The following is a 21,108-nucleotide window of genomic DNA, read 5'->3' as shown; positions in this document are numbered from 1 at the left end:
GAAAATGAGAATAAATTCCTTCCTCTTTATTATCGCTATTTTATTTTGCGGAACGCTGCCGGCTCAAAATCGCGTTATGCTGGATGCTTCCCAGGCAAAAGACACTATTAATAAGAATATCTATGGCCATTTTGCCGAACACCTGGGGCATTGTATTTATGGTGGGTTCTATGTGGGGGATAATAACAAGAAAATACCCAATAAAAATGGGATCAGGCTGGATGTGATCGAAGCGCTGAAAAAATTAAAAATACCGGTCCTTCGCTGGCCGGGCGGATGTTTTGCCGATACGTACCATTGGAAGGACGGAATTGGTCCCCGGAGTGAACGCCCATCCATGCTCAACGTATGGTGGGGGAATGTGAAAGAGGACAATAGCTTTGGGACCAATGAATTCCTGAATATGTGTGAAGTGCTGGGCGCAGAACCTTATTTGAGCGGCAATGTGGGAAGCGGCACACCCCAGGAATTGTCCGATTGGGTGAAATATACGACCCATCCCAACGGCAGCAGCCCGATGCCGGAGCTGAGAGCCAGATACGGCAGGCCTGACCCATGGAAAGTGAAATATTGGGGACTGGGAAATGAAGCATGGGGTTGTGGGGGCAACATGACAGCGAGCCATTACGCTGATGTATATCGTCAATACGCCACATTTATGACCAATGGTGATGGGATCTACCGCATCGCGTCCGGCGCATCGGATGACGATTACAACTGGACGGAGGTACTGATGAAAAACCTTCCGGCCAACTTGTTTAACGCTTTGGGGCTGCATCACTATTCGGTGATCGACTGGAATAAAAAAAGCTCCTCCACCGATTTTTCAGAAAGAGAGTACTTCACCACCATGCAAAGAGCGCTGTTTATGGAAGAATTGATATCGAAGCACAGCGCCATTATGGATAAGTATGATCCGAAAAAAAGAAAATCTTTGGCGGTGGATGAGTGGGGCGGCTGGTATGACGTAGTACAGGGAACCAACGGCGCCTTCCTGTTTCAGCAAAATACGATGCGGGACGCAATGATCGCCGGTTGCACCCTCAATATCTTCAATAACCATTGCGACCGGGTAAAGATGGCCAACCTTGCCCAGATCATCAACGTCCTGCAGGCGGTGATACTGACCGATGGAGAAAAAATGATCGTTACCCCTACCTATCACGTAATGGAAATGTACAACGTTCACCAGGATGCTTTAATGCTTCCGGTGACGGTGGCAAGCAATAAATATATCCTTGATAAAGACATGCTGGATGCGGTATCGGTTTCCGCATCGAAAGACAAAAGTGGGGCAGTACATATTTCATTGGTGAACATCGATGCCCGCAATGAACAGGAGGTAAAGATAGATTTGCAGGGCTTGTCGGAAAGCACGGTCACCGGTCGCATCCTTCGATCCGATAAATTGCAGGACCACAATACATTTGACGACCCGCAGAAAGTAAAGCCATCTGCATTTTCCGGCGCCAGTTTGAATGGGAACAGCCTTTCTGTTAAAATGCCCCCATTCTCCGTTGTCGTACTGGAACTTAAATAGGACCTTATCACCCATATCCTTCTAATCTAAAATTATGATCAAATGAATCTGAAATGCTCAACGATTGTCCTGGCCGCCGCTTTGTTAGGCGGGATCTCCGCGCACGCTCAAACGGCCCCGCTGGAAGACTTTAAACCTTCCACCCTGAATCAGCCGGGCCAGGAATACCCCCAGGTCAATTCACAAGGGTATGCACGCTTCCGGATCCTGGCCCCCGATGCTCAAAAAGTAGTGGTAAGCCTCGGACTGGGGGGCACCAGGGGCGGAACGCCGCTGGCAAAAGTTACAGACAGCCTGTGGATGGGTACAACAGCCGGACCGATGGAAGAAGGCTTCCATTATTATCATGTGACCATTGATGGAGGGGTATTCAACGATCCGGGTACCTCGAACTTCTATGGCTCCACCCGTTGGGAGAGCGGCATTGAGATCCCCGCCCACGACCAGGAATTCTATGCCCTGAAGAACGTTCAGCATGGCAATGTTCAGCAGGTCCTTTTCCCCTCGAAGAGCACCAACACTTCCCGCCGGGCCTTTGTCTATACACCTCCGGGATACGACAAGGATCTGGCTAAACGCTATCCGGTATTCTACCTGCAGCATGGCTGGGGCGAGGATGAGACGGCCTGGAGCAACCAGGGCCACGCAAATCTGATCATGGACAACCTGATCGCCGAAGGCAAGTGCAAGCCTTTCATCATCGTGATGACCTACGGCATGACCAACGAAATTAAGTTCGGAGGCCTGAGAAATTTCAGCATTACACCGTTTCAAACGGTCCTGATCGATGAGCTGATCCCCTACATAGATGCAAATTTCCGTACCATCGCCGATCAGCCCCACCGTGCAATGGGAGGTCTCTCCATGGGCGGCATGGAAACCAAAACCATCACGCTTGCCCGGCCGGACGTGTTCTCGCATTATGCCCTCCTCAGCGGCGGCTTATACGCCCCAGACGATATTAAAGATAAGTCGAAGGTCAAACTGATCTTCCTGAGCTGCGGTAGCTTCGAACGCCCCGATGGCGTGAAAAATGCTGCCGCCGCCCTGAAAGCGGCCGGTTTCAATGCAGTGTCCTATGTTTCTGAAAATACACGGCACGAATTCCAGACCTGGCGACGCAGCCTGCATGAATTGGCTCCTTTGTTGTTCAAAGACTAGGGCAGACAGGTATTTGAAAAACTATATCTATATTTGAGTTTAACAGAGTGCCCTTAAGTTAAACCTATTGTGATGCGTTTTTTTGCCTGTGTTGTTTTGTTGTCATCATCGCTCACTGTTTTTGCTCAGGACGGGCGTCATAGTTTTTCCAGGCTTGATATCTTTTCCGGCCTTTCGCAGAACCAGGTCAATACCATACTAAAAGATACCGATGGTTTTTTGTGGTTTGGCACCCAGTCGGGACTCGATCGTTATGATGGCCATTCCTTTAAGATATTTAATAAAAAATATAATGACAGCTCGTCATTGTACGATAATTTCATTCTGTCCCTGTATGAATTGCCCGACGGAAAGATGTGGGTAAAGACCAGGGAAGGTCCTTGTATTTATAATTCGCTGACTGAAAAATTCGATTCCGGTGCCAACCGCTACTTGCATACGCTTGGTTTGCCTTCCGGCACAGTTAATAGTGTTGTAAAAGGGAACAACGGAAGATACTGGTTCCTTTATGACAGCCTCGATCTATATCTCTATTCAGGTACTGAAAAGACCGCAAAACCATTCAGGCGGCATTTCAAGCCTTCTGAAAAGATCAGTTCGCTTGCAGAAACGAAGGACGGAAAGCTTTGGCTGGTGTATCAAAATGGAGTTTTGCAGGAGTATGATATAAAGGAAGACAGTAGTATTTTCTCCAGCACCGCCGTACAGGAGCTAAATAAAAAAAATACCGCCTATTATATTTTTATAGACAGCGACGGAGATGTTTGGCTATGGCAATACAGCTACGGAGTTTTGCTTTTTCATCCGCCAAACAACTCGGTCAGGCGGTTTAATGAAAGCTCATTTCCATCCAGGTTGAGCTCGAACCAGGCTTACCAGGTCGTCCAGGACAATAAAGGTTTGATCTGGGTCGCAACGGACCATGGCGGGATTACGCTGATTGATAAAAAGAAGAACTTAAGGACAAGTTACTTGTCGAACGATCCCAACGATCCTCAGAGTATCAGCGATAACAGCATTCCTGCGCTGTATAAGGATGACGAGGGCATAATATGGGCTGGGACTTACAAAAAGGGTGTTAATTATTTCAATGGCAGTATCGTACAATTCCCATATTATCATCATCAGGGATCGAACAGCAAAAGCCTTCAATACGATGATGTAAACCGTTTTGTGGAAGACAAACTGGGGAATATCTGGATCGGGACCAATGGCGGAGGATTGATCTGTTTCGACAGGAAAAGGAATACATTCAGGCAATACGTGCATGATCCGAACAACACCAACAGTCCCAGCAGCAACGTAATCGTAGCCTTATGGATCGATCATAAGGACATACTCTGGATCGGAACCTTTTTGGGCGGGCTCAGTAGTTTTGATGGAAAGAAATTCACACACTACAGGCATAATGATGATGATCCTTTAAGTTTGGCAAATGACAATGTATGGGAAATATTCGAAGACAGGGAACAACGATTATGGATTGGCACCCTGGGCAGCGGTGTCGATCTCCTCGACAGGAAAACAGGCCGGTTTGATCATTATCAGTATAAAGACAACCGGCAAAGCCAGCCACTTTCCAATGTTATTTCCACCTTTTTGCAGGATAATAAAGGGAATATCTGGATAGGTACGCTATCGGGGATCGTCGTTCTTGAAAAAAATAAGAATATACCTGTTTTTTACAGGAACACCACTGATAGGCACAGTTTAGGCGACAATAATATCATCTGCTTCCTGGAAGACAGCAAGGGGAGAATTTGGGTGGGGACCAGGGATGGTCTGGATCTGTTCGACAGGCAAACAAAGACTTTTCAGGTATTCACCACGTCGGATGGCCTTCCGGATAATATGATACTCAACATCCTGGAGGATAATCATCAGACGCTTTGGATATCTACGCCTAATGGGTTGTGTAATGCTATTCCCCGGCAAAATGACAGCGGTTTTGCATCTGTTATTAATTATGACGAGATCAACAACCTTCAAAACCGTGAATTTAACGACAACGCGGCGCTCAAAACACGAGCCGGGGAACTTATCTTCGGCGGGCCTTCCGGTTTTAATATTATTGACCCTTCAGTAATTCCGCCGCCTGTCAATCGTCCTAAGATCCTCTTTACAGGATTGCAGCTGTTGAATAAGAATGTCCAGCCAGGGGAGATGGTGAACAACCGTATCCTGCTGCAACAGTCCATATCAAAGGTTCAAAGCATCGACCTCAAGTATAAAGAGAATGTTTTCTCTATCGAGTTTGCATCGCCCGATTATGGCCGCGGCGCCCGGGATAAATATGCATACATGATGGAGGGATTCAATCCGGATTGGCTGTATGCCGATGGCAGCCAGAGAAGGGCCACTTATACAAATCTAGGCCCTGGCAATTATGTTTTTAAAGTAAAAGTTTTAAACAGGGACGGTTTATGGAGTGACGTAAAAACGCTAAACATCAATATCGAGCCGCCATTCTGGCGAACACCGGCAGCCTTTATTATCTATGTTTTGATAGCCGCAGGAATATTGCTGCTGGTACGGCGCATTACACTGGACAGGATACGCATGCGCTTTGAACTACAGCAACAACGCAGGGAAGCTGAAAGAGCGCACGCCCTGGAACAGATGAAGACAAAGTTCTTTACCAATGTAAGCCATGAGTTCCGTACGCCGCTGAGCCTGATCATGGCTCCGTTGAACAAGATCATCGAACAGGCGGCCAATGAGGAGCAGAAAAAGCAGTTGAATCTCGTTCAAAGAAATGCAAAACGACTATTGAACCTGGTAAATCAACTGCTTGATTTCAGGAAGATGGAGGTGCAGGAAATAAAATTGCATCCTTCAATAGGCGACATTGTCACGTTCAGCAAAGATATCAGCCACTCTTTTATTGATATCGCAGAAAAGAAGAGTATTCAATTTTCCTTCTCGTCCAATATTGACAGTCTCGAAATTTATTTTGACAGGGATAAGGTCGAAAAAATTTTATTCAACCTGATCTCCAATGCCTATAAATATACACACGACAAGGGCATCGTGAGCGTGAACCTTATATATAAACCTCCTTTAAATGATGAAGGCGATGGAACGCTTGCCATCGAAGTAAAAGATACGGGTATTGGGATCCCTCCGGATATGCATGAAAAGATCTTCGAAAGGTTTTTTCAAACGGATGTACCGGACAGCATGGTGAACCAGGGCACTGGAATTGGTCTGGCGATTACCAAAGAGTTTGTAAAATTGCACAATGGGGTCATCACCGTACAAAGCGCCCCGGAGAAGGGCACTTGCTTCACCGTTCATTTGCCCGCAAAAAGGATCTATGAACCCTCTGCCCGGGCCGCCGTCCTCCCGGTGCAACCAGATGATGATGAACAGATAATATTGGAAAAAGGCCGGAACAGTGGAAAGAGGAAAACAATAATAATAGTAGAAGATAATGAAGACCTGCGGTTCTATTTGAAAGACAACCTGAAAAGCCAGTATCATATTGAAGAGGCCGTCAACGGGAAAGAAGGTTGGGAAAAAGTAAAGCTCCTGAATCCGGATCTTGTTGTCAGCGATATCATGATGCCGCTAATGGATGGAGTTGAATTAGCCAGGAAAATTAAAACCGAAACCCTCACTGCCCACATCCCCATCATCCTGCTTACAGCTATGGGAAGTGAGGATCAGCAGTTGGAGGGATTGAAGGTGGGCGTAAATGATTACATTACGAAACCTTTCACATTTGAAATACTCGCTTCCAGGATCAGGAACCTGCTGACCCAGCAAAAGTTATTGCAGAAAAGATTTCAGAAACAGATAGAGGTCAACCCGGCCGAGGTAACCATAACGTCCGTCGACGAAAAGTTCCTGCAACAGGCATTGAAAATCGTTGAGGATCATATCGATAGTCCTGGATTTTCAGTAGAGGACCTTAGCCAGGAAATGCATATGAACCGTGTTACCCTTTACCGGAAGATCCTTTCTCTCACGGGCAAAACGCCTATTGAATTTATCCGTTCCATCCGTTTGAAAAGGGCTGTTCAATTGCTGGAAAAAAGTGGAAAATCAGTGGCTGAGATCGCCTATGAAGTGGGGTTCAACGATCCCAGGCTCTTTACTAAATTTTTTAAGGAAGAATTTAAAGTTACACCCTCGCAATATGTCGCCAACAAAAAGGGTAACTCTTTATAGGTCTGTCAATCTGTCATTTCATGACATCCGCCCTCAGTGATCCTACGCTCCCCAGTAATTATTCAGAGGTGATATTTTAAAATCCCCTGAGGATCATTTTATTGCAACATTCTTCACTATAGATTGCAACAATTGTCCCCCCTGCCTTAGGCGGTTCAGCCGTAGTTTTACACCCTCTAATTATTGCACGGCTTTATATGAAATTACGCATCCTGCTATTTAGCTTAATCCAGATCACAGTCCTTAATGCCATCCTGGCGGCTCCTCCCAGCTACAAAACAACCCCCGACGGCCTGATAATTTTCACCGATTCCCTGGTTACAGGTACTACCAATGCTGTCAGGCTGGAAGTCATTGCAGACAATATTATAAGAGTGATTGCGGCCCCCTCAAAAGAGATCATGCCTGCTCAAAGTCTGATTACCGTTTATAAGAAAAGGCCTGACATTTTCTGGGAGGTCATCCCTTCGAAAGGTACCGTGATGCTAAAAACAAAAAAGATCACAGCGGTCGTGGACCTGAGAACAGGCGCTGTTACTTTCCGGGATGGGAAGGGCGAAAAGATCCTTAGTGAAAAACAGCCCTTGGGAAGAAGTTTCCAGCCTTCGGTATTTGAAGGGGAACGCTATTATAAATTGGTCCAGACATTTCAAACTTCCCCCGGGGATGCATGGTATGGACTGGGCCAGCACCAGGACGGGATATATAATTATAGAGGTCAGCAAGTCAGCCTTTTTCAAAACAACACGGAGGTGGCCATTCCTTTTTTAGTCTCCTGCAGGAATTACGGCATCCTTTGGGACAATTATTCGCTTACGACCGCGGGCGACACCAGGCCGCTGCACGAGCTTTCCGCGTTACAGCTTTTTTCAAAGCAGGGAGAAGCAGGTTGGCTTACGGCTTCCTATGCGAACAATAAGCTAAAACCACAGGAAGTAACTATCGAAAGAGCCGAAGGGAGCATCGATATGCCGTTCCTGGGCGATTCAAAGCTCCAGCTTCCCCCAAGCTTTTCGCCTTCAACAGGCTCCGTCACCTGGGAAGGCAGCATTGCCAGCTATCTCTCCGGCCTTCATCAGTTCCGGTTAACCTTTGGCGGCTCAATAAAAGTCTGGCTGAATGAAAAGCTTGTGCTGGATCACTGGCGAAAAGCATGGAACCCGGCGCCTGCCACCATCCCCATCCATTTTAAAAAGGGCGAAAAAATTCATGTCAAAATTGAATGGGTCCCTGAAGGTGGCGAATCCTATCTTTCATTCAAATGGCAGGAACCGCTGACTCCGGCGGAGCAGAACAGCTTTGGTTTTTCCTCGGAAGCCGGGCGGCAGATAGACTATTATTTCATCTACGGCAACAACATGGATGACGTGATCGCCGGCTATCGGGATCTCACCGGCAAGGCGCCAATTGTCCCCAAATGGGCATTAGGTTTTTGGCAAAGCAGGGAGAGATACAAAACACAAGCCGAAATGCTTACCACGATCGATGAGTTCCGTAAAAGAGAAATTCCCATCGACAACATTGTGCTGGACTGGAGCTATTGGAAAGAAGCCGGATGGGGCAGTCAGGAGTTTGACGAAGCCCGTTTTCCTTCTCCCGACAGCATGATCGATGTATTGCACAAAAAGTACAACACTCACCTTATGATCTCGGTGTGGCCCAAATTTTATGAGGGCATAGCTGCCTACAATGAATTTGATAAAAAAGGATGGCTTTACAAAAGGAATATAGCAGACAGGCAAAGGGATTGGATCGGGAAAGGATATGTTTCTACTTTTTACGATGCATTCAACGCAGACGCCAGGAAAGGGTTCTGGAATTTGATCTGTAATAAAATTTACAGCAAGGGGATCGACGCCTGGTGGATGGATGCAAGCGAACCCGATATACTTTCCAATGTAAGCCCTGAAAAAAGAAAGCTGCAGATGACGCCCACTGCTTTGGGGAGTGCCGCCGAATATCTCAACGCCTATCCGTTGCAAAATGCTAAAGGTATTTATGAAGGGCAGCGTGCTTACGATCCTGGCAAAAGGGTATTCCTTCTTACACGATCCGGGTTTGCCGGCTCTCAACGTTATGCCGCAGCCATATGGAGCGGCGACATCGGCTCCACCTGGCGGGATATGAAAAACCAGATTGCTGCGGGTGTCAATTTCTCCATGTCGGGAGTCCCTTACTGGACGATGGACATCGGTGGTTTTGTAGTGCCGGAAAAATTTGAAAAACCCGATGCGGAAAACCTGGAAGAATGGAGAGAGCTGAATACGCGCTGGTACCAGTTTGGCGCATTTGTTCCTTTGTTCCGCGCGCATGGCCAGTTCCCTTACCGCGAGATATTCAATATTGCTCCCGACGATCATGCAGCCTACAAAAGTATCCTTTACTATGATAAGCTGCGCTATCGCCTGCTGCCGTATACCTATTCGTTGGCAGGTGCGGCCTATCATGAGAACTCCACTATCATGCGGGGGCTGGTAATGGATTTTGCCCAGGACACCGCGGTTTTAAATATTGGTGACCAGTACATGTTCGGCCCATCTTTGCTAGTGAACCCTGTTTATACCTATAAGCAGCGCGACCGTGAGCTGTATTTACCCAAATGCGCAGGATGGTATGATCTCTATTCGGGAAAGTGGTATGCAGGCGGTCAAAGGATTAATGCAGCAGCCGGATATGAACGCATGCCTGTGTTTGTGAAAGCAGGCTCCATCATTCCTTTCGGACCGGCGTTGCAATATACCTCGGAAAAGCCTGCCGATACCATCACACTGAACGTTTATGCCGGTGCGGATGCTTATTTCGGCCTGTATGAAGATGAAGGGACCAACTACAATTATGAAAAAGGCGCATTCGCCCTCATACCAATAAAATACACCGAAGCAACAAGAACGGTTACCATTGGCGATCGTAAAGGGTCATTCAACGGAATGCTGCAAAAAAGAACGTTTCGCGTCAACTTCATCACAACCGGTAAAGCAATGGGGTGCGACCTCGACGCAAGGGGTGACAAAGAGGTTGTGTACGATGGAAAAAATATAACCATAAAGATGGTTCAGTAAATCAGTTACCAAAATCAGCTTCATATGAGATTGATCAACATGCTACAGAAATGGAGTTTCCTGATAGGGGCCTCCTTTGCTTTCTGCTGCCTGCTCATGCATGGCAGCGTCACCTACGCACAGGAAGGCGATCGCAGGATCTCCGGCAAAGTCACCGACAAGGCCACTGGCGAGCCGCTGCAGGGCGCGACCATTACCTCCCGAAAGGGTGGGGCTTCGGCGATCACTGACAGCTCAGGCAATTTTTCGATTCAAATACGTTCCGGTGCGACCTTATTGATCTCCCTTGTTGGTTATGCCTCTCAGGAGATCCGCATAGATAAAGGCTCGGCTTTTAATGCTGTCCTGGAGAAGGACTATTCAAAAATGGATGAGGTGGTGGTCATAGGCTATGGTACTGCCAGGAAAAGGAATGTCGTGGGTGCGCTGGACATAGTGGCAGCCAAAGATGCTGGAGCTACTGCCTCTACCAATCCTTCGCAGCTCCTGATCGGCAAGTCCGCAGGGGTGCAGGTAGTCCAGTCCAGCGGCGCTCCCGGCGCGGATGCCCAGATCATCGTCCGGGGCACAGGCTCCTTCACTGGCGTAGATCCTCTTTATGTCATCGACGGCATACAGGGCGACAAAACGCTCTTTAATGCCCTGAGCACACAGGACATCGACAATATCACCGTCCTGAAAGACGCTTCGTCCACCGCTATCTACGGATCGGCCGCCGCAAATGGAGTAGTGATCATTACGACGAAAAAAGGTAAGGCAGGTGCGCCCAGGATCACTGTTACATCCCAATGGGGGATGGCAAAAGCATGGAAGCAGCTGAAGTTATTGAAAGCTGCCCAGTATGTCGATCTGCTGAAAGATTTCGCGGCCACCGGCGGCACGGCCCTCCCTGCAAAATTCAATACGCCTGCCGTGCTGGTCGACAGCAATGACTGGCAAAAGAACATCTTCCGGCAGGCCCTGGTCTCCGAGAACGATATCAACATCAGCGGCGGCAGCGAAAAAACAACGTACACGCTTTCCCTTGGATACATCACCCAGCAGTCCACCGTACAGAACCTGACGAACAACAGGCTGAACACTCGCTTTGCGCTGGATGAGAACCTGGGCCGTTTCCATTTCGGGCAAAGCCTCGCCATCCGGTACACCAGGACAAAAGGGATAATGGCCAATGTCACCGATGCCATTGCCTATGCACCCTATAAACCCATTCTGGATCCGAATATACCCGGGGGATATTCTATAGAATCCAATATCGAAGATTTCAGTAACGCCATAAATCCCCTGCAGGCCCTGAACCTGCAGCATCCCCTGACCACCGATTATATTTTCTTTCCCCAGGCATTTGGAGAAGTCAGTTTGCTGAAAGGTCTTCGTTTCCGAAGCCAGATCTCCGGCGAGATAGGGGGCAACCGTTTCACCAACTATCAGTATCCATACACCCTCTCCAATTACCTTACGTCTCCCCGTCAGGCTCAGTTGGGATATGGCAGCTATTCCTATTATATCCTGGAGAACTATCTCTCTTTCGACAGGACCTATGGCAAACATGCTATTTCCGCCGTTGCGGGTAATAGCTATATCGACCCGGGTAATAACTCCGGGATCACCGGGACGGGCTCGAATATTCCCAATGACAATATTCAAAATTTCAGCGTAGCGCCATCGCAGACCGTAACTTCCTCTTACTACGGTTATGCACGTGCGTCAGTCATATCTTACTACGGCCGTCTCAGCTATACTTTTGACGGGAAATACATCCTCACCGGATCCTTCCGCAGGGATGGGGCATCGAATTTCGGGCCGAACAACCGGTTTGGTAACTTTCCTGGCGCCGGGGCCGCCTGGCGCTTCAGTGATGAGGATTTCATGAAAAGCCTCACATTCCTCTCGGAGGGCAAATTACGCGTAGGGTGGGGCAAAACGGGTAATAACAGTATCCCCACTACCGGCATCACATCCGTGCTGACCTTTAGCGGCAGCCCCGCCGGTAACCTGGTTTATTCATTGGGTTCCAACGAAGCCTTTAATGTAGGAACAACCATCAATACGCTGGCAAACCCCGACATCAAATGGGAAGCCACCAGTCAGACCGACGTCGGTATGGACCTGTCATTCCTGAACAATAAATTGTACATGACCCTCGACTGGTACAACCGCAAAAGCACTGGCCTGCTGGTCCAGGTGCCGGTCCCCGGCAGCACGGGCGCTTCGCTGAGCAACGGACAGCCGGTGGAATACGCCAATGCTGCCAGCGCTTACAACAGAGGTATCGAGGTGATGGTAGGCTACAGGGGCGGCGTCGGAAAAGATCTGTCTTATAATGTCAGCGCCAATTTCTCCTACAATAAGAACAAGGTACTTTCGCTGGGTAGCCAGTTCACGGCGCCTATCAAGGATGGACCTGTTGCGGGAACGGCCATCACCTACACTGCCGCGGGCAGCCCTGTCGGCGCATTCTATGGTTACAAGGTAGATCATGTGGCGAAAGACCAGGCTGAGATCGATGCGCTGAATGCAAAAGCGCCCGGTGGAACTTACCAGAATGGCCTTCTGCCCGGCGATTTCATCTACAAAGATCTCAATGGCAACGGCGTCGTCACCGATAGCGATCAGGTCATATTGGGCAGCCCGATACCCAAATTCATTTATGGGTTCAATGCGGGGGTGACCTATGGTGATTTCGACCTGAACCTGGTGTTATCCGGGATTGCCGGCGTGACAACGGTCAACGGCATCAAGAACCTCACTTCCATGGAATCCTATGGCCACAATGCTACTACCGACATTTTGAACCGCTGGCGCAAACCCGGCGATGTGGCTGCATTGCCCAGGGCAGGACAAAATTATTCCAACAACTCCCGGCCATCCGACTGGTGGACACAAGACGGCTCGTATCTCCGGCTGAGAAATATTACGGTAGGGTATTCCCTGCCCAAGGATATAGTCAGCCGCATTGCCGGCGGCCATACATTCACGCGAATCCGGGTGTATCTCGCTGCGCAGAACCTGTTGACCGTGACAAAATACAGCGGATATGACCCGGAAATTGGTAATTCTCAGTTCTTATTCGCACGTGGCATCGACCAGGGTTCGTTGCCTCAGCCAAGGACCCTGCTGGCCGGTGTGCAGCTGGGTTTTTGATAGAACGATTCATCACTTTAAAATGATTTTATGAAGAAGATAGTTATTTATACGCTGGTCATCTCCATATTGGCCGGCTCCACCGCCTGCAAAAAATCGCTGCTGGACCTGAAGAGTCAGAGCGGCTATGATTACAGCACTTATTTCGCTTCCGATGCCGCCATGAATCAGGCCGTGATCGCCACTTATGCCGTACTCCTCCACAACGGGCTATGCCAGGACTATTTCACCTTCGATCTGCTCGGTGACGAGGCAAAAAGGACGACCAATATGCAAGGTGATAACCAACAGCTGGGGGACTATACCTTCGGATCCAATGTTTCATCGATCGCGACGCTTTGGAATTCGCTCTACCGCATGGCATTCCGCGCCAATGTCGTGATCGACCGCGCCACTGCATGGAACCCGTCTGCTACTGCCGACAAGCAGCATGCCAAACAATACATAGCAGAGGCCCGGTTCCTTCGCAGCTATGCATATTTCAGGATCGTCAATTGCTGGGGCGCCGCACCGCTGATCACTTCCTATGACAGCGTTCTGAAAAACAAATACTTCCCCCGTAGCCCCACCTCGGCCATCTGGAGCTTCATCGAGAGCGATCTGTCGGCGGCGATACCTGACCTGCCCCTTTCCTATGACACTGCCACCAACCTGGGGCGGGCCACGCGGGGCGCCGCAGTCGCGCTGCTGGGCAAGACCTACCTGTATGAAAAGAAATGGGCCCAGGCGCAGGCCACTTTCGAGCAACTGCTGCAAGCTCCCTATACATACGATCTGGACCCGTCTTTCGATCATGTTTTTAGCACGACCAACCAGCTCAGCGTGGAGAACATCTTCCAGGTGATGAATGGAACGTGGACGGATTGGTCAATAGGCAACCAATACTATGTCTTCGGCGGTCAGGAGACCTGGGGCGGCAAGGCCACCCATTCCGACAGGGCCCAGGAGTATGGGTTCAAAGACTGGTTCAACTGTTATGTTACGACCGGAGCCGTCAATGCGTTCCATTATCCCAACCCCGTGGGAGGAGCGCCTTATATAGATCCACGTGCCTACTCCACGTTTTATGGGGACAAGCCCAGCGGGGGCGATACCGTATACTGCGAACACTGTTCCACCGGGAAGATATCCTACCCATTCAATGCGTCGGACCCCCAGGGTGACTACAGCTGGCGTAAATACGAATATTATGATCTCGTTCCTTCTTATGGAGGTCCCCAAAGCCCCATCAACATGCAGTTGATCCGTTTCGCCGACGTGCTGCTGATGCTGGTCGAAGCGCATATCCAGCAGGGTGACATCGGAAGCGTTCCCCTGGGTTTGATCAATCGTGTCAGGCAAAGAGCTGGGGCAGTGTCCTATCTCAGCCTGGGCGCCGATCAGACGGCCGCCATGGCCATCCTCATGCGGGAACGGCGGCTGGAGCTTTGCGGCGAGCAAAGCAGGTATTTTGATCTCATCCGGTGGGGCATCGCCAAACAAACGATCAACGCTGAAAGAGCTATCGAACCCGGACAAGGCAATCAGCCCTTCCAGGATAAAAATGTGCTGTTCCCCATTCCAGACGTCGAGAAGAACTACAACCCGAATGTGGCCAAAGATGTGACCAATGGATGGAACTAATGCGAAATAAAAGACGGGGCCGGGTGAATGCTTTCACCCGGCCTTTGTTTTTGCCCTCCGGCCTGCGCCGCGTGATAGATGGAATAAATGTAATATGTGTATATTTGGGGTGAATTCCATTGCTGTTTGACATGATCAAAAGCTGCTTAATTCTTATTGGTTTTCTACTGGTTGAATGCATAGGCTACTGCCAGGTCAACGACTATCCCTTTTCAAGGTTGGACATCAGGGATGGCTTGTCGAACAACCATGTGAACGATATCTTTAAAGACAGCCGGGGCTATCTTTGGTTTGGGACGAATTCCGGATTGAACAGGTATGACGGCTATTCTTTCAGGATATTCAGGCACGATGAAGCTGATCCTTCCTCTCTGACGGACGATCATGTGGGTCGTATTTTTCAGGGCCCTGAAGATAAATTGTATGTATCGACGGCTACGGGCGGCCTGAATATCTATGATCCGTCCACGGAGCATTTCGTTCCGGATGCGGACGCCTATCTGAAGGCACGTCATCTGTTGCGATTTGGGCTGACCTGCATTGTTCAGGAGAGGAAAGGTCAATTTTACTTTATTTACGGCGATTCCGGGGTCTACCGCTTCGATGCAGGCAAAGGTGCCATACCGGTGCAGCCGAAGGCCCGGGATCCTTATGAAATACCGTCCGGTATCGCCGATGCGGCCTTCGATTCGTCCGGCGGTCTCTGGCTGTCTTATGGGAAGGGAAGACTGCAGCGGATCGACCCGGGAAGCAATAGGGTAACCTTTTATTCAGACGTCCTCGATAAAAAAGCGCCTGTTCCATACGGATATAAGTTATTCATCGACAGCAGGGATAAGCTTTGGCTTTTCGCGCCGGGCACGCTGCGGGGTCTATGGGAATTGGATCATAACACGAGCAAACTCACGCATTTTGATAAGGACTCAGGCAATGTCCGGCTAAGCGCCAACATCATAAACAGTATTACCGAGGACGACAAGGGATTGTTATGGATTGCTCCCGACCAGGGCGGACTAGACCTGTTGGATAGGGAGAAGCTCACCGTCAGGAATCTGCAATATTCCGACGAGGAGAGAAGCATACCCGAGAATGCGATAGTGATCCTGTACAAGGACAATATGGGTGCCATCTGGGCGGGAATGCTTAAAAAAGGCATCGGCCATTACCAGCAAAACATGTTGCGATTCCCGTTATACAGGCGCCAGCCCGGGCAGCAGGGGAGCCTGCCGTACGATGACGCCAACTGCTTTGCCGAAGATGGGAAAGGAAATATCTGGATCGGCACGGATGGGGGAGGTCTTATTTATTTCGACAGGACCAGGAAAACATTTACCCGGTTCAGCCATAATAAAAAAGATCCTAACAGCCTTTCCAGCGATGTCGTGGTCGCGCTTGCAGCCGGACATGATGGAAAGCTTTGGATCGGCACCTACCAGGGAGGTCTGGATTGTTATGACGGTAAAAAATTCATTCATCACAAGCACCTGGATACCGATCCGGCAAGCCTGTCCGATGACAGGATCTATTCCCTCAGGGAAGACAGGGATGGCGTACTTTGGATCGGCACCATGATGGGTGGATTGGACAGGTTCGATAGGGCCGCCGGAAAATTTTATCACAACAATGTGACAATGCCCTATTCCATCCATTCGAACTATATCTCTTCACTGGCAGAGGACTCGGCATCCAATCTGTGGATCGGTACTGCCTACGGCATCAACGTATTGAGCCGGAGTACCGGCAAGTACATGTATTTTACCAACGACAACAGCCGGCTCAGCGACAATATTGTGTTTGGCCTGTGGTGCGATCACGAGGGGAATATGTGGGCTGCGACAAGGCAGGGGCTAAGCGTCATCGCGCCGGGTAAGGATTCTTTCCAGGTATTCCACGTGAAGGACGGGCTTCCATCTAATATAGTCCTGAATGTCCTGGAGGACCCGGATCATTTTTTATGGGTGAGCACATCCGGAGGTCTTTCGAAGATCGCCGTCACAAAAGAGGGAGGGCGTTTCAGGATCAAATGCCTGAATTTTGACGAATACGACGGACTCCAGGGCCGGGACTTCAATACGAATGCGGCGCTACGCACAAGAGATGGCGCGCTGCTCTTCGGAGGTCCCAATGGGTTCAATCTTTTCAGGCCGGGATCCATCGGCAGGGATGAACATGTTCCGCCTGTCGTGCTGACGGGTTTACAATTATATAATAAAGACGTTCCATTGCCGGCATCGCTCCTGAAGGATAGTGCGCTCGTTCTTTCCTACGACGAGAATAATTTTACGCTGCAGTTTGCCGCACTCAGCTATATCAACGTGCGCAAGAACCAATACAGGTACAGGCTGAAGGGTTTCGATAAGGACTGGATGCTCACCGACGGCAGGAACAGAAGAGTGACCTATACGAATATCGATCCGGGCGAGTATGTATTCCAGGTAAAGGCTTCCAATAGCGACGGAATCTGGAATGAGAAAGGATTCACCATCAAGGTAATCGTAAAGCCTCCTTTCTGGAAGACAGGCTTCGCTTATGTTTTGTATGTCCTGATCATCGCGGCCATACTGTATACAGGGCGTGTCCGTATCATCCGGCGGGCCAGGGCCAGGTTTGCGCTGGCCGAAGAGCGCCGCGAGGCATTGCGGATCCATGAGCTGGACAGGATGAAGATCAAATTTTTTACCAATCTCAGCCATGAATTCCGTACGCCCCTTACGCTGATCCTGTCGCCCGTGGACAAACTGATCCGGAGTATAGAGGATCCGGTGCGAAGACAGCTGGCAATGACGATCGAGCGGAATGCAAAAAGGTTGTTGCACCTGGTGAACCAACTGCTGGACCTTAGAAAGATGGAAGTAAACGAGCTGAAGCTGAACATGCGCAAGGGCGATCTGGCAGCCTTTATAAAGACTTCCGTGGAATCCTTCACCGACCTGGCGGAAGGAAAAGGGATCGGTCTTCGCTATGAGACAAAACTGGATCATCTGCCGGCACTGTTCGACAAGGATAAGGTGGAGCGGATTCTCTTCAACCTTTTGTCCAACGCCTTCAAGTTCACTTCGACAGGCGGCTCCGTAGTAGTAGAGCTGGCCACAGTGGAGAGGGATGAAAGAACGGCACTGCTGGAGCTCAACGTAAGAGATACCGGTATCGGGATCCAGCCCGAGCTCAGGAGTAAGATCTTTGAATCCTTTTTCCAGGGAGATGCTCCCGGTCATATACGAAACCAGGGTACGGGTATTGGACTCGCCATCACCCGGGAATTTGTGGAAATGCATGGTGGCACCATCCGGGTAGAGAGCGCTCCCGACAAGGGCAGCTGCTTTACGGTGCTCTTGCAGGTGACTGTTCTTGCCGGATCGTCTTTGGAGCTCCTGCCATCGGATGGCCGGGAAGATGGGGAGAATGTTGCCAAAACAGGGGAGCCGATGGAAAATCCAATGCCCCTTTCCGCCAACGGAGAGAGACGTTTCAAGGTCCTGCTGGTGGAGGACGACGACGACTTCAGGTTCTACCTGAAGGATAATCTTTCTGCCTTATTCATCATACTGGAAGCCGCGAATGGCAAGGATGGTTGGCAGAAGACGCTTGCCGCACAGCCGGACCTGGTGGTCAGCGATGTCAACATGCCGTTGATGGATGGCTTGGAGCTTTCCAGGAAAATCAAGGGCGACGAAAGGGTACATCATATCCCCGTGATCCTGCTGACGGCTCTTTCAAGCGAACAGGACCAGCTGCGCGCATTGGGAATGGGTGTCAATGACTATATTTCCAAACCTTTCAATGTGGAGATCCTTGTCTCGCGTATCCGGAATCTGCTGGAATACAGAGGCACTGTCGAGGAGACGGCTAAAAAAAGGGTTCATATACAGCCAGGGGAGGTAGTAGTAGGGCCGGAAGAGACGGAAGAGGACTTTATTCGCCAGGCTGCGGAGGTCCTGGAGAAAAATATTGCCAACCCGGATTTCTCAGTGGATGAATGGTCCCGCGAGCTGGGCCTTAGCAGGACTACTTTATATAAAAGGTTACTCTCCGCCACCGGCAGCACCCCCATCGGGTTCATCCGCAGCTTCCGGATGAAGCGCGCAGCGCAATTACTCGAAAAGACCCGCCATAATGTGGCGGAAGTCGCATATATGGTTGGGTTCAACAACCCGAAGTATTTCGCCAGGTATTTTAAGGAAGTTTACGGCAAGCTTCCCAGCGCCTACCAGGCCGAGAAGCGAAAAAAAGGATGATGCGCTTGCTAAACCGTTGTTGCCCCTGAAATACCGGAATTTATCCCCGTGATCAACATTTAACCCCCTTTATTTGCAGGTTGGACTACCCCGCTTTTTTATATCGTCGGCTATTTTTGGATCTAACAAAAAACGATTGCATATGAAAAACAAACTTATCCGAAAGGTCCTGGTCCGCCTGTTTGCCGGCGTGCTGGTTTTTTCTATTTCTACCAACGCCTGGGCCCAACTGCCTACGGCTCAAACCATAGCCGGCTCGATGAAGCTTGCGTGGAACCTTGGCAATACGCTGGAAGCCATTTGCAGCGAGACGGCCTGGGGAGCCGCCGTTACCACCCAGCGGTTGATCGATTCCGTCAAGGCTGCCGGCTTCAACACCATCCGGCTCCCTTGCGCCTGGGATTGCCACACCAGCAATGGCGTTATTGACGCTGCGTGGATCGCCCGTGTGAAACAGATAGTGGATTATTGCATAAATGATAACTTGTATGTGGTCCTGAATATCCACTGGGATGGCGGCTGGCTGGAGAACAATGTTACACAGAGCGCACAGTCATCCGTCAACGCCAAACAAAATAACTATTGGACACAGATCGCGAATTATTTTAAAAGCTACAACGAACACCTCCTTTTTGCCAGCGCCAACGAGCCCAATGCCAGCGATGCGACGGGCATGTCGGTGTTATTATCTTATCATCAGACCTTTGTCAATGCCGTCCGGGCCACGGGCGGGAACAACAGTTCGCGAACGCTCATCGTGCAGGGACCGCAGACGAATATGGGATTGACCAATTCGCTGATGAATACGCTGCCGACGGATCAAATTGCAGGCAGGATGATGGTCGAGGTGCATTTTTACGAGCCTTACCAGTTCTGCCTCATGGACCAGGACGCCAACTGGGGGAAAATGTTCTATTACTGGGGTAAAGGATACCATTCCACCACCGATGTCAGCCGGAATGCCACCTGGGGAGAAGAGTCTTATCTGGATTCCAACTTTATGCTGATGAAATCCAAGTTTGTCGACAAGGGTATCCCGGTGATCATCGGGGAATTTGCGTCGATCAAGCACAACCTCACGGCGCCTTCGGACCAGCAGCTGCACCTTGCCTCCCGCCGGTATTTTTACAGATACCTGGTAAGTTCGGCGAAGAGCAAGGGACTGATCCCCATCGTCTGGGATATCCCTGGGCAAATGTTCGATCGTAGTACGGGCGCCGTTCTGGACCGGGATCTCGTCAATGCAATGAACCAAGGATGGAACTCAGCCTACGTGTCGTTGGTCAACCATGCCAGCGGCCTGCTCATCGATGGGATGTACAGGTCCACCAATGGAGCTGCTGCCGGACAATGGAGCAACAGCGGCAGCGATGCCCAGAAATGGCTGATGGAGACGGTGGGTAGCTATGTCAAGCTAAAGAACAAAGCCACCGGATTATACCTCGACGGCCTGGGCGACCATACAAATGGCAATGCCGTCGGCCAGTGGAGCAACAGCAGCAGCGATAACCAGCAATGGTCGATCGAGCCTGCCGGAAACTATATCAGGCTCAGGAATAAGGCCACGGGCCAATACCTGGACGGCATATATCGGTATTCCAACGGCTCGGACCTGGGACAATGGAGCTACAGTAATAGCGATGCCCAACAATGGACATTGAACACCACTGGTTTGACGACCGCAATGACCCAGAGCACGGTGAGAACCGGCCAGAGCGCTACGTTCACGGATAGTTCGTCCGGGACGCCGGACGGCGCGATCAGGATATCTCCCAATCCCTTCCAATCCACCTTTACCATTGTAGTGGACGACCCCGCAAAAGTGGGATCCATCAGGATATCCGACCTGGCAGGCCACCTGGTAGAGGTCATCGGGCAGCCGCTGGCGGCAACCCGGACAACCGCGGGCGCTTCCCTGAAACCCGGAATGTATATAGTTAAAGTACGCACAACAACCGGTACAAAGACGTTCAAAGTGGTTAAATTGAAGTAACGCGATAAGCCTTGGAAGGTACATAGGAACATTCCCGGAAGAAAATGCCCCATCGGGTATAACGCTTCCGGAATGTTTTTTAAAGGTAAACCGTTCTTACCCTAAAAATAACGGAATTATACCCCTGCTGCGAACAATTCAACCCCTTCATTTGCAAGCTGATGATCCCATCCATCCACG

General features: G+C 49.9%; 8 protein-coding genes. All 8 read left to right on the top strand.

All coding sequences use genetic code 11. From position 1 onward, the window contains the following. Positions 1-4: 4 nt before the first annotated feature. The 8 genes from Q4E93_RS06950 (at position 5) to Q4E93_RS06915 (ending at position 20,928) form a co-directional block, all read left to right on the top strand. On the top strand, positions 5-1,540 hold the full coding sequence (locus Q4E93_RS06950; protein ID WP_303583731.1) for an alpha-N-arabinofuranosidase: 1,536 nt from the start codon (positions 5-7) through the stop codon (positions 1,538-1,540). 42 nt (positions 1,541-1,582) lie between these two features. Then, positions 1,583-2,701: an alpha/beta hydrolase gene (locus Q4E93_RS06945; RefSeq protein WP_303583729.1), complete on the top strand. Its 1,119-nt coding sequence runs from the start codon at positions 1,583-1,585 to the stop codon at positions 2,699-2,701. Between the two features lie 72 nt (positions 2,702-2,773). Then, entirely contained in the window at positions 2,774-6,874 is a 4,101-nt protein-coding gene (locus Q4E93_RS06940; protein WP_303583728.1) for a hybrid sensor histidine kinase/response regulator transcription factor, read from the top strand. A gap of 197 nt (positions 6,875-7,071) precedes the next feature. Next, on the top strand, positions 7,072-9,933 hold the full coding sequence (locus Q4E93_RS06935) for a glycoside hydrolase family 31 protein (protein WP_303583726.1): 2,862 nt from the start codon (positions 7,072-7,074) through the stop codon (positions 9,931-9,933). A gap of 24 nt (positions 9,934-9,957) precedes the next feature. Then, a complete protein-coding gene (locus Q4E93_RS06930) occupies positions 9,958-13,077 on the top strand; it encodes a SusC/RagA family TonB-linked outer membrane protein (protein ID WP_303583724.1) in 3,120 nt (1,039 codons plus the stop codon). A 30-nt stretch (positions 13,078-13,107) separates the two neighbouring features. Continuing rightward, complete coding sequence (locus Q4E93_RS06925) at positions 13,108-14,700, top strand: RagB/SusD family nutrient uptake outer membrane protein (protein ID WP_303583722.1); 1,593 nt, start codon at positions 13,108-13,110, stop codon at positions 14,698-14,700. Between the two features lie 131 nt (positions 14,701-14,831). Next, entirely contained in the window at positions 14,832-18,935 is a 4,104-nt protein-coding gene (locus tag Q4E93_RS06920; RefSeq protein WP_303583721.1) for a hybrid sensor histidine kinase/response regulator transcription factor, read from the top strand. Positions 18,936-19,077: 142 nt separating this feature from the next. Further along, on the top strand, positions 19,078-20,928 hold the full coding sequence (locus Q4E93_RS06915; protein ID WP_303583720.1) for a cellulase family glycosylhydrolase: 1,851 nt from the start codon (positions 19,078-19,080) through the stop codon (positions 20,926-20,928). Positions 20,929-21,108 lie beyond the last annotated feature (180 nt).

Origin of the sequence: Flavitalea plasmicola, from assembly GCF_030546645.1 — a bacterium.
Classification (GTDB): Bacteria; Bacteroidota; Bacteroidia; order Chitinophagales; family Chitinophagaceae; genus Puia.
This window is presented reverse-complemented; position numbering and strand designations above follow the sequence as displayed.

Bases quoted from the DNA above. Each gene is read 5' to 3' on its own strand.
- Q4E93_RS06950 (WP_303583731.1), top strand. From the start codon at position 5: ATGAGAATAAATTCCTTCCTCTTTATTATCGCTATTTTATTTTGCGGA.
- Q4E93_RS06945 (WP_303583729.1), top strand. From the start codon at position 1,583: ATGAATCTGAAATGCTCAACGATTGTCCTGGCCGCCGCTTTGTTAGGC.
- Q4E93_RS06940 (WP_303583728.1), top strand. From the start codon at position 2,774: ATGCGTTTTTTTGCCTGTGTTGTTTTGTTGTCATCATCGCTCACTGTT.
- Q4E93_RS06935 (WP_303583726.1), top strand. From the start codon at position 7,072: ATGAAATTACGCATCCTGCTATTTAGCTTAATCCAGATCACAGTCCTT.
- Q4E93_RS06930 (WP_303583724.1), top strand. From the start codon at position 9,958: ATGAGATTGATCAACATGCTACAGAAATGGAGTTTCCTGATAGGGGCC.
- Q4E93_RS06925 (WP_303583722.1), top strand. From the start codon at position 13,108: ATGAAGAAGATAGTTATTTATACGCTGGTCATCTCCATATTGGCCGGC.
- Q4E93_RS06920 (WP_303583721.1), top strand. From the start codon at position 14,832: ATGATCAAAAGCTGCTTAATTCTTATTGGTTTTCTACTGGTTGAATGC.
- Q4E93_RS06915 (WP_303583720.1), top strand. From the start codon at position 19,078: ATGAAAAACAAACTTATCCGAAAGGTCCTGGTCCGCCTGTTTGCCGGC.